This is a genomic window from Micromonospora sp. NPDC049580, assembly GCF_040675595.1.
In the GTDB taxonomy this organism is placed as follows: Bacteria; Actinomycetota; Actinomycetes; order Mycobacteriales; family Micromonosporaceae; genus Micromonospora.
Genome location: NZ_JBFAPG010000201.1, coordinates 1 through 10452 on the forward strand (window position 1 = coordinate 1; position 10452 = coordinate 10452).

General features: G+C 73.4%; 8 protein-coding genes and 1 pseudogene. 4 read left to right on the plus strand and 5 right to left on the minus strand.

Going from position 1 to position 10452, the window contains the following annotated elements; translation table 11 throughout:
• Positions 1-101 precede the first annotated feature (101 nt).
• A complete protein-coding gene (locus tag AB0J68_RS17640) occupies positions 102-1829 on the plus strand; it encodes an ABC transporter ATP-binding protein (protein ID WP_363939406.1) in 1728 nt (575 codons plus the stop codon).
• The gene (locus tag AB0J68_RS17645; RefSeq protein ID WP_363939408.1) at positions 1826-3601 is read left to right on the plus strand and encodes an ABC transporter ATP-binding protein; all 1776 of its coding nucleotides are present in this window, start codon (positions 1826-1828) and stop codon (positions 3599-3601) included. Before AB0J68_RS17640 ends, AB0J68_RS17645 begins: the two co-directional genes overlap by 4 nt.
• A gap of 27 nt (positions 3602-3628) precedes the next feature.
• Here AB0J68_RS17645 and AB0J68_RS17650 read toward each other — a convergent pair whose 3' ends face one another.
• From AB0J68_RS17650 to AB0J68_RS17660, 3 genes are all read right to left on the minus strand, one after another.
• The gene (locus AB0J68_RS17650; RefSeq protein ID WP_354855509.1) at positions 3629-4213 is read right to left on the minus strand and encodes a response regulator transcription factor; all 585 of its coding nucleotides are present in this window, start codon (positions 4211-4213) and stop codon (positions 3629-3631) included.
• A gap of 120 nt (positions 4214-4333) precedes the next feature.
• The gene (locus AB0J68_RS17655; protein WP_354855508.1) at positions 4334-4939 is read right to left on the minus strand and encodes a response regulator transcription factor; all 606 of its coding nucleotides are present in this window, start codon (positions 4937-4939) and stop codon (positions 4334-4336) included.
• A 200-nt stretch (positions 4940-5139) separates the two neighbouring features.
• Positions 5140-5649, minus strand: coding sequence for a hypothetical protein (locus AB0J68_RS17660; protein WP_363939410.1), 510 nt, complete (start codon positions 5647-5649; stop codon positions 5140-5142).
• A 907-nt stretch (positions 5650-6556) separates the two neighbouring features.
• Here AB0J68_RS17660 and AB0J68_RS17665 point away from each other — a divergent pair.
• Together AB0J68_RS17665 and AB0J68_RS17670 are read left to right on the plus strand one after the other, a co-directional pair.
• Positions 6557-7141 carry a winged helix-turn-helix domain-containing protein gene (locus AB0J68_RS17665; RefSeq protein ID WP_354855506.1) on the plus strand — a complete coding sequence of 195 codons (585 nt, stop codon included), beginning with the start codon at positions 6557-6559 and terminating at the stop codon, positions 7139-7141.
• 34 nt (positions 7142-7175) lie between these two features.
• Positions 7176-8429: an MFS transporter gene (locus tag AB0J68_RS17670; RefSeq protein ID WP_363939413.1), complete on the plus strand. Its 1254-nt coding sequence runs from the start codon at positions 7176-7178 to the stop codon at positions 8427-8429.
• A gap of 206 nt (positions 8430-8635) precedes the next feature.
• Here the strand turns inward: AB0J68_RS17670 and AB0J68_RS17675 are convergent, their stop codons facing one another.
• Complete coding sequence (locus tag AB0J68_RS17675; protein WP_363939415.1) at positions 8636-9721, minus strand: hypothetical protein; 1086 nt, start codon at positions 9719-9721, stop codon at positions 8636-8638.
• A 187-nt stretch (positions 9722-9908) separates the two neighbouring features.
• A pseudogene (locus AB0J68_RS17680) lies at positions 9909-10412 on the minus strand (DUF1996 domain-containing protein); the annotation flags it as partial.
• Positions 10413-10452 lie beyond the last annotated feature (40 nt).

Consider the following 10452-nt stretch of genomic DNA (forward strand, 5'->3'; position numbering starts at 1 on the left):
CGCACTCCGTCACCACCACCAACTCACCCACCCCCGACCGGGGCCGCCCTGGGCGGGCAGCCGCCCCCACCCAGGGCGACCGCGTAGCACTGGGAGGACCGATGCCGACGTTCGAGGCGGGGGACCGGCTGCTGAGGCGGACGGTTCTGGCCGGCGGCGGCTGGACCGGTGGACTCGCGGCGGTCGCGTTGCTCGGCGCGGCCGCTGAACTGTTGCTGCCCGCGGCCCTCGGCCGTGCCGTCGACGCCGCCCTCGCCGGCGGCTCCGGCTGGTGGGCGGTGTCCGCCGGTGCCCTGGTCGTCGTCCTCGTCTGCGTCGACACCCTCACCGACCTGGCCAGCGGATTCGGTGCGGCACGCGCCACCGCCGGGCTGCGCCGGCGCCTGCTGCGTCACCTGTTCGCCGTGGATGTCCGCACCACCCGCCGCTATCCGGTGGGTGATCTCGTCGGCCGGTTGGTCGGCCAGGCCGCCGACGCGGGACAGGCCGGCAACGCAGTCGTCCTGGCCATCGTGGCGGTGCTTCCACCACTCGGCAGCGTCGTCGCGCTCGCCATCATGGAACCGGTCCTGGGGATCACCCTGCTCGCCGGCCTCGGCCTGCTCGCCGTCCTCATGCGCGCCTTCGTGGCCGACGCCTCGGCCGCGACCGCCGGATACCAGCGGGTGCTCGGGGCCATCGCCGGCCGACTGCTGGAGTCGCTGACCGGTGCCCGGACCATCGCCGCCGCCGCCACCGTCCACCGCGAGGAGGACCGGGTGCTGGCGGCCCTGCCGGAGCTGGGCCTGCACGGCCGGCGCGCGTGGGAACTGCTGGCCCGGGCGAGTGCGCGTACCTCCGCCGTGGCGCCGCTGCTGCACCTGAGCGTGATCGCGGTCGGCGGGTACGCCCTGACCGCGGGCTGGCTCACGCCGGGCCAACTGGTCGCCGCCGTCCGGTACGCGGCCATGGGCGCCGGACTCGGTGGGGTGCTCGCCACCCTGAACCACCTGGTCCGCAGCCGCGCCGGGGCACACCGGGTCGCCGAGCTGCTGGAACAGCCCGCCGCGCCGGCGGGCGAGCGACAGCTTCCACCCGGCGGCGGGGCCCTGCGACTGCGCGGGGTACGCGTGCACGCCGAGGACGGCCGGCCCATCCTGGACGGCATCGACCTGGACGTCCCGGCGGGCGCGATCGTGGCCGTCGTCGGCGCGTCCGGTGCCGGCAAGTCGACCCTGGCCGCCGTGGCGGGACGGCTGCACGACCCCGACGGCGGTGAGGTGCTACTGGACGGTGTGCCGCTGCGCGACCTCGACGGGGCGACGCTGCGCCGAGCCGTCGGCTATGCGTTCGACCAGCCGGTGCTGATCGGCGCGACCGTCCACGACGCGATCGGCCTGGCGCTGCCGGTCGAGTCCGCCACGCCGCCGACCGACGGGAGCCCGGCCACGCCGGCGGTCCTTCGGGGGGCCCGTAGGGCGGCGGTCGCCGACGTGATCGACCGTCTGCCCGACGGCTACCGCACCCCACTGGCGGACACACCGCTCTCCGGAGGCGAGACCCAACGCCTCGGCCTGGCCCGGGCATTCGCCGCCGAGCGGCTGCTCATCCTGGACGACGCGATGTCCAGCCTGGACACCGCGACCGAGCACCGGATCACCGAGGCGGTTCTCGGACGCGGCGGCGGGCGGACCCGACTGGTGGTCACGCACCGGACCGCTGCGGCCGCCGCGGCCGACCTCGTCGCCTGGCTGGACGGCGGTCGGCTGCGCGGCCTCGCGCCGCACCGGCGACTCTGGGCCGACCCGGACTACCGCGCCCTCTTCCAGCCGGCCGGCGGTGGGCCGTGAGCCGTCCCAGCGTACGACGGGTGACCTGGCGGGCGCTGCGGGCCCGCCGGCGTGACCTCGCCCGGCTCTGCGGCTGGTCGCTCGTCGAGTCGCTGCCCGCGCTGCTCGCCGGCCTGCTGGTCGCCCGGGCCGTCGACGACGGTTTCCTGGCCGGGCGGCTCCTCAACGGCCTGGCGTGGCTGGGGGTACTCGCCGTGACCGTGCTGGTCGGCGCGGCGGCGACCGGTCGGACGTACCGCAGCCTCGGCGCGGTGGTCGAGCCGTTCCGTGACGAGGTGGCCGCTCAGGTGGTCCGGGGTGCCCTGCGCGACGCCACCCGGGCGGGTGGCCGCCCGGACAGCGCGGCCGTGACCCGGCTGACCCACCAGATGGAGATCGTCCGCGACACCTTCGCGGGCCTGCTGATGGTGACCCGCGGTTTCCTCTTCTCCGCCGGCGCGGCCCTGCTCGGCCTGCTCGCCCTGGCGCCGGTGGTGGCGGCGCTGGCCGCCGCGCCACTGGTCGCCGGTCTGGCCGTGTTCCTCGCCGCGTTGCCGGCGATGGCCGGGCACCAGCGCGCGTACGTCCGGGCTGGTGAACAGCTCGGCCAGGCGGCGTCGGCTGCGCTGGCCGGTCACCGCGACGTGCTGGCCTGCGGCGCGCAGGCACGCGTCACGGCCGACGTGGAACGGCAGGTGTCCGCACAGGCCGCCGCCGAACGCGCCCTCGCCCGGATGGCGGTGATCCGCAGCCTCAGCCTCGGCATCGGCGGCTGGTTGCCGCTGGTCGTGCTGCTCTCGGCCGCTCCGTGGCTGGTCGAACGCGGATTGACGGCGGGCGCGGTGCTGGGGGCGCTGATCTACGTCTCCACCGGCCTGCAACCGGCCCTGCACACGCTGGTGCAGGGCATCGGCGGCGGCGGGCTGCGCTACGCGGTCACCCTGGAGAACATCCTGCGGGCCGCTGCGGTGTCCGGCGGACCCCACCTGCCCGCTCCCACCACCCGGACGCCCCGCGCGCGCCCGCCGGCCCGTCCGGTCGACGGCTCACCGGCCGTCGAGGTCCGCGGACTGACCTTCGGCTACGGCCCGCGCGCCCGGCCCGTTCTCCGGAACTTCGCACTGACGCTGGCCGACGGGGATCACCTCGCCGTGGTCGGCCCGAGCGGCGTGGGCAAGTCCACACTGGCCGCCCTGCTCGCCGGTCTGGTGCCGCCGCAGGCGGGCACGGTCCGCCTGGCCGGCGCGGCGGTGGCCGACGCCGAGCCGGCCCACCTGGCCCGGATGAGAGTGCTGGTGCCTCAGGAGGCGTACGTCTTCACCGGCAGCCTCGCCGACAACCTCCGCTACCTGCGGCCGGACGCCGACGACGACCTGCTGGAGGTCACCCTCGCCGCGCTCGGTGCGCGCCCCCTGGCGACGCGCCTGGGCGGTCTGGACGCGCCGGTCGTGCCGGCTCTGCTCTCCGCCGGTGAACGGCAGCTCATCGCGGCGGTCCGGGCCTGGCTGGCGCCCGCCCCGCTGGTGGTCCTCGACGAGGCGACCTGTCACCTGGACCCGGCGCTGGAGGCGACCGTCGAGAGTGCCTTCGCCCGGCGGCACGGCAGTCTCGTGGTGATCGCGCACCGGATCAGTTCCGCGCTGCGGGCCGATCGGGTGCTGGTCCTCGACGGCGACGAGCCCGTGGTGGGAACGCACGAGCAGTTGATGGCCCGATCGGCCACGTACCGGGCCCTCGTCGGTTGCTGGGATGATCCGGTGGCGCTGTCCCGGACGGGGGCCCGGCTGAGCTGACCTCCGCGCCCCGAGCCGCCGGCGCCGTCAGATCCAGCCTGCCTCGCCTGCCATCCGCACGGCCTCCACCCGGGTGCGCGCACCCGCCTTGCGGGTGATTCGACCGAGGTGGTTGCGGACGGTGCCCCGGCTGAGCCCGAGCGTCGCCGCCACCTCGGCGACCGGCGCCCCGGCCGCTGTCAGCGTCAACACCTCCGTCTCGCGGCTGGTCAGCGGGCTGTCCGAGCGCAGCGCCGCGACGACGAGATCCGCGTCGAGCACCGGCTCCCGGCGAGCGAGCCGGCGGATCCCGTCGATGACCCGTTGGGGGCCGGCGTCACTGCGCAGGATGCCGACCGTCCGGGTCGGGCAGAGCATGCCGCGCAGTCGCCGTGCCCGATGTGGGTGGGCCAGCACCAGGACGGGGCACCGACCGAAGCGGCTCGGGTCGACTCCCTCGACGACGTCGAGGTCGGCCACCACCACGTCGGGGCGTTGGGCGCGGACGGCCGCGGAGACCGCGTCGCCGCGATCCACCTCCGCCACGACGCGGATGTCGTCCTCGGCGGCGAGGACGAACGACAGCGCGCCCAGCACCAGGGCACCGTCCAAAGCGAGCAGGGTACGGATCACGATGAACCTTTCCGCACTCCGAAGGCGATTACACTACGTCGATATTCAAACACGCATCCGTTGGGCCCGCACGGCGACGGGGGCGGGGCCGGACACGTCCACCGGCCCCGCCCCCGACGGCTACAACCAGCCGTTACTCCGCGCGCGCCACACCGCTTCCAACCGGTTGCGCGCACCGGTCTTGCGCAGGATCACCGAGAGGTGATTGCGCACCGTCCCGTGCGCCAGATAGAGGCGGGCCGCGATCTCCTTCAGGGGCAGACCCTCGGCGGCCATCCGCAGCACGTCCATCTCCCGAGGCGTCAACGGGATCTCCGGAGGGCTCAGCACCGCCACCGCGGCGGCCGGATCGATCGCCCGCTCCCCGGCGGCGAGCGCGCGGATCGCCCGCACCAGCTCCACCAGGGAGCTGTCCTTCCCGAGCAGGCCGCGTGCGCCGGCCGCCAGCGCGGCCTCCACCAGGGCGGGGCTCCACCGAGGGCTCATCGCCAGCACGGCGGCGTGCGGCGCCTCGGCGCTGATCCGGGTGACCATCTCCACCGGGTCGGGCGACTCCGGTGTCAGCGCCAGCACCACCACCTGGGGTCTGCACCGGCGTACCACCGTCAACAACTCGCCGACACCCTCGACGTCGGCGACCACCTTCATGTCCTCCTCACCTGACAGCGCGGCGCAGAGCGCACCGCGCAGTAAACCCATGTCCTCGGCGACGACAACGTGGATCACCACGTTTCTCCGATCTCAGGTACGCGTCACACCGGCCACCGATCCCGGAACGTCCACGGGCTGGTCAGGGCGGTCGTGCGCGACGGACGGATAGGCATGGGCCCGCGGCACCGTCACTGCAGACGGGCACGGGCACTGATCGACCAGGCCAGCGGATGGGACCGAGCGTGTCGGCCGGCATCCGGGTCGGTCGACACGCCTCAGCCCGGGCGGGCGATCGCAGACGGAGCGCGGCTCTCGACGAGGAGTGGCACGAGTTCGCAGGGCACCCCGGAGGCGAGGGGCGACTGCCGGTCGACGGGCCGGATCAGACCCGGCCCCGCCGTCGATCCATTGTCGACGCCGGCGGCCTCCTGGTCGACCGGCGCGACGGGTCGGCCGGGAAGTTCGGCGGCCACCGCCAACGGGGCCGGGCGTGCGGCGAGGTGCCCCTTCGAGGCCGTGGGACGCGTGGGGACGGCGACGGACATCGGCGGCGGCGCGGCGGGAGGCGGCGCTGCCGTGGCACATACGACCACCGGCGCGGCGCGGACGGGCGACACCGCCGAATCCGCCGGTGGTGCCGGCGCGGCCGCCACGGGAGGCGAGTCGGTCATCGGCACGGTGGCCGGCCCGGGCGCTGGGGGAGCGGTCAGCGGAGGTGTCGCCGGAGGGATCACCGCCCTGAGATCGGGCGGTAGAACGGCGTCGGTGACACGGAGAAGCGCCACGATGACAGACTGGATCGGCACTGTCCGTACGATGGCGACGACATGCGGCAGTGGGGCGGTGATCAGGCCCACCGCGAGAGAACCGGCCGGTACGGGCAGCGCGTGTGCCTCGGCCGCGGCGGGGACCGGCCGCGGTGCCGGATCAGCGGCCGGCCGGGACGGGTGCCCGTGGCGAGTTGGACGATGAGCCGCGGGCGCTGGGGACGCGGGCCGGAGCCTCGCGCGCTCGGCAGCGCCGGGCGGGACGGCTGCGCCGACCCGAGGCAGCGGCACGGACCCGGGCGACGCGTCCCTGGGCCGGCGAGGCGGCGTCGAGGGTGTCACGTCGCGGGGGGTGACGACGCTACCGATGGCCCCGGCCAGCGGGGCGCGGGGCCGATCAGGGCGGGGTTCGTCGGCCCGCACGACGCGCGGGCGCTCACCCGCGGAGCGCTCCGCGACCGTGAGCCGTGCGATCGGCTCGACCAGAGCGCGGATCTGCCGATGAGGCTCGTTGCCGGGGTCGCTGCGTATCCCGTCGGCGGCGGCCGGCCCCTGGAACAGGGCGGCCAGGAGGAAACCGGCCCCGACGGCAGCCGCGATCAGCACCAACCGCCGGGCGAGCCTGCGCAGTCGGCCGGCCACGGGCGCAGCCGACCGGCTCGACGCAGACATCGTCGTGGTTCCGTTGACGGGACTTCGCACGCGGGCACTACCCCCTTCCCTCTGGATTGCTGACCCATAGTAGCGATGCACTCACCTATTCGCATCCGGTGATGCGCGTGGGTCGTCGGCCACGTCATCTCCGCCACGAGGCCGCCCTGCTGGCGGCGGACACGGACCCATCGCTGATGCGAAACACTCATTGCGAAAACTGTCTCCAGGGGCGTATAAACGAAAGGAGTCTTTCGATTAGGAGTGTCACTCCATGGAACCGACCGGGTCGGAACGTCGCGTGCGGGTACGCGACGCCACCACGCTGCGCGCGCTCGCCCACCCGCTGCGCCTGCGGTTGCTGCGCTACCTGCTGGCCGCCGGCCCGCGAACCGCCGCCCAGTGCGCCGAGGCTCTCGACGACACGGGCTCGAACTGCAGCTACCACCTGCACCAGCTGGCCCGGCACGGCCTCATCGAACGGGCCCCCGCCGAGGGAACCAACCGACGTGACCGGCCCTGGCGTGCCGCCGCCACCGGGCTCGAATACCTCCCCGACTCCGACGACGCCGACGGACAGCAGGTCAACGACGCGCTGACCGCGCTCGAGTTCGACGAGGTGTTCCGGTCGCTGCAGCGCTACCAGAACCGGCAGCACAAGCTGACAGACGAGTGGCGGGGGAGCGCGACCTTCCACAACTACACGCTGTCGCTCACCCCGGAGGAGTTGCGACACCTCACGCTGACCCTGGACGCCGTCATCCGGCCGTACCTGCGCCCCCTGCGCAACGCGCCCCCGAGCGACGCCCGACCGGTCAGCCTCAGCCTGCAGGCCTACCCCACACCGGAATTCGTCTGACATGGTGACGCTGTTGCGTCACCGCGGATTCGTCGTGATCTGGGCCGCGGGGCTCTGCTCGAGCGTGGCGAGCTGGTTGCTGCTCACCGGGCTGCCGATCTACGTGTTCGGTGTGACCGGGTCGGCGTTCACCACCTCCGCCGTCTTCCTCGTCGAGCTGCTGTGCGGCATCACGCTGGGGTCGTTCGCCGGTGCCCTGGCCGACCGCTACGACAGGTTCCGGCTCATGGGCTGCGCCGCCGTGGCGCAGGCGGCAGCGGTGCTTCCCCTGCTCGCCGAACCCGGCCACCATCTGTGGATCATTTGCCTGATCGCTGGCGCCCAGGCCGTGCTGACCCAGACGTTCGACTCCGCCCGCAACGCGGCGCTGCCCAGCCTCGTCGAGCCCGCGCACCTGGTGAGCGCGAACAGCATGGTGGCGCTCAACATCAGTGTGGGACGGCTCATCGGAGGCTCGCTCGGTGGGTTCGCGATCACCCGCGCCGGCACCGGTTACCTCGCCATCGGTGCCGTCGTGGCCTTCACGACCACGGCAGCCCTGATCGTCGTCGGCCGCCGGGCCGCGCGTCGCGGCGTCGCGGCGTCGAACCCACCGGAGCGTACGTCGCCGTTCTTCGCCACCTGGCGGTCCGGCCTCGCGGCGATGCTGCGCAACCACACCGTGCGGGTGACGATGCTGAGCGTGGCGCTGGGTGGCATCGCGCAGGGCCTGTTCGTGGTGCTCTTCGTGGTCTTCGTCAGCCGCGCGCTGCATGCCGACGGCACGCTCACCGGCGTGCTCCGTGGCGTACAGGCGATCGGCGGTGTGGCCAGCGGGCTCATCGTCGGCATGCTGGGGACGCGGCTCAGCTCCCGGCTGCTGATGAGCCTCGGCGCCACCACGTTCGGCCTGATCAGCCTGGTCATCTGGAACGGGCCGGCGGTCACCCGTCAACCCGGGTGGTACGTCCTGCTGTTCATCCTGGTCGGCGTGCCGGGCGTCGCCTACAGCAGCGGGGCGTTCGCGCAGATTCAGCAGAGCGTGCCGGACACCGATCTCGGCCGGGCCTTCGGCGCGTACTACGCGATCTACAACGCGGCACAGGGCCTGGGCATGGTGGCGGCCGGTCTGCTCGGCGACGCGCTCAGCGTCGTGCTCGTCCTCAACGTGCAGGCCGCGTTGTACCTGGCCTCCGGTGTGGTCGCCTTCGTGGGCCTGCGCCCTGGTGGCCGCGTCGCTCGGTGGTCGGGCAGGAAGATCCTGGTCAGCAGGGACGAGCGCCGGGAGACCGTCGAGTCTGCTCCGTAGCCGCGGCGATCCGGGACGGCTCGCTCACCCTGGCCCAGGCCACCGCACCGACTGACCAGCGCGGGACCGCACGTCGGGTCAGTCGGAGGCCTCGTTGATGAGGTGGCGCAGGTCGTCGGCGCCGTTGCTCTCCGCCCGGTAGCGGATGGCCGGCTTCATCCTGCCGGCGGCGACCGCGAGCGGCCACCGCCGGCGCGGTTGTGGCGTCAGAGTCGGGAGGTGAAGGTGGCCAGGAAGCGGTGCGGGGTGACGACGCCGGCGTTGTCGAAGCAGATCACGTCGACGTCGGCGTTGGTGGTGTACGTCCACGGTTGGGTGAGGTGGCAGTAGTTGCTGCCCGCGCCCTGCGCCACCACCTGGACGTGGGTCTCCTTGAGCCCGATCTGCGGGAAGGTAGCCAGGTAGCGGCCGGCCGGCACCAGCGGCGCCACCGTGTTCGCGCCGACGCCGAGCACCGAGTTGTCGTTGGTCGGCCCACCGACGGCGGTGCCCAGGTAACCGAAGTACGACGGCGGCGCGAGGGAGCCGATCACCGGCCGCCGGCGGTGGTACGACAGGGCGAAGTCGGTGTTGACGAACGCGCCGGCCTGGTCGTAGCAGAAGACGTACACCTGCACGTCGCTACCGACCGCGGCCCAGGAGTAGACCTTGCACCGGCGGGGGCCGGCGTTGGGCTGTACGGCGGTGACCTGCACGTCGCCGGCGAGCACCCCGGCCAGCCCGACCCCGGGCAGCCGCACCAGGTACTGCCCGACCCCCAGTGGCCCGACCGTGTTCACCACGCCCGTCGAGTTGTACGACTGCACCACGACGCCGCCGCCCCACTGCACGTACGCGTGGGAGGTGCCGGCCGGCAGTACGCCCGAACTGGTCGTCCAGAGCACGGTGAACGGGGTGTCCTCGCGCGTGCCGCCGGGCCTGTGACACTGCACGTCGACGATCTCGTCGGCGCCGGACTGGAACCAGCGAACCACCTCGCAGTAGTGCCCGGTCCGGTTCACCGGGGTCACGTGCGGCACGCCCCGCGAGCTGGCGCCCACCTGTGGGAAGCGGACCTGGAACCGGCCGGGCGCGAGCTTGACGCCGTCCGCCCAGGCGGCCGGGAACGCGGTCTTCCAGCTACCCCACTGCCGGCTGGTGTCCAGCACGGTCCAGACCGGCACCGTGGGGTCCTGCACGTACGCGAACCCCCAGCGGTCGGCGGTGGCCGCGGCGGCCGGTGCCGCCGGCGTGAGTGCGCCGGCGGCCAGGACGGCGGCCAGCGCGGCGGTGACGAACGATCGGAGACGCATGTGTTCCTCCATTCGACGGGAACATGTCGGGGAGGAGTGTGCTCGTCGTGACGTAATGGTCACAGTCGGCTACCGCGCGCTCCGGTGTCGGGTGTCGGCCACCCGGGCCCCAGCCGATCGGTGCGGTGAACGGTGGACGGCCCCCTCGCCGGGGCGAGAGGGCCGTCCAGGAGCGCGCCGGCGGGGATCAGCCGCCCGCGAACGTCGGTTCCACTCCGCACTTGGCGTTCTGGTTCAGGCAGGACTTCACCAGGGCACCCAGGTGGCCGGGCTCCCAGGCGTTCATGAAGTCGCCGTGCATCGAGGACGGCTTGCCGGAGGAGAGACTGAGGCCGTCCCCGCCCAGCGACTCGTAGTTGACCATGAAGGAGAGATCGGGCACCGCCACCGGGTACCTGCCGGTGCAGACGCCGTTCACGGGGTCACCCATGTGCGACTTGTGATCGGGCGAGTCGATGTTCCTGCCGTCCCAGCAGTCCTTGAACACCAGCTGGAAGATCAGGTTGCCGCCGGCGGCACAGACCGGCCAGTTGCCGTCTGCGCTGCGGCCGATCTCGGCGCTGCCCGCGCACCAGAACTGGTTACTGCCGCTGCTCTTCGGGGTCTCCACCTGCCGCTTGGCGTCGCCCTCGACGACCCGCAGGCCCGGCGGGAAGGGCTTGACGGTCGACGGGTCCTTGACCCGGGAGCCGTAGTAGACCCGGAAGCTCTACATCGGTACGGGCTTGCCG

Excerpts from the sequence above, each read along its gene's own strand:
- AB0J68_RS17640 (WP_363939406.1), top strand. The coding sequence starts at position 102 with ATGCCGACGTTCGAGGCGGGGGACCGGCTGCTGAGGCGGACGGTTCTG.
- AB0J68_RS17665 (WP_354855506.1), top strand. The coding sequence starts at position 6,557 with ATGGAACCGACCGGGTCGGAACGTCGCGTGCGGGTACGCGACGCCACC.
- AB0J68_RS17675 (WP_363939415.1), bottom strand. The coding sequence starts at position 9,721 with ATGCGTCTCCGATCGTTCGTCACCGCCGCGCTGGCCGCCGTCCTGGCC.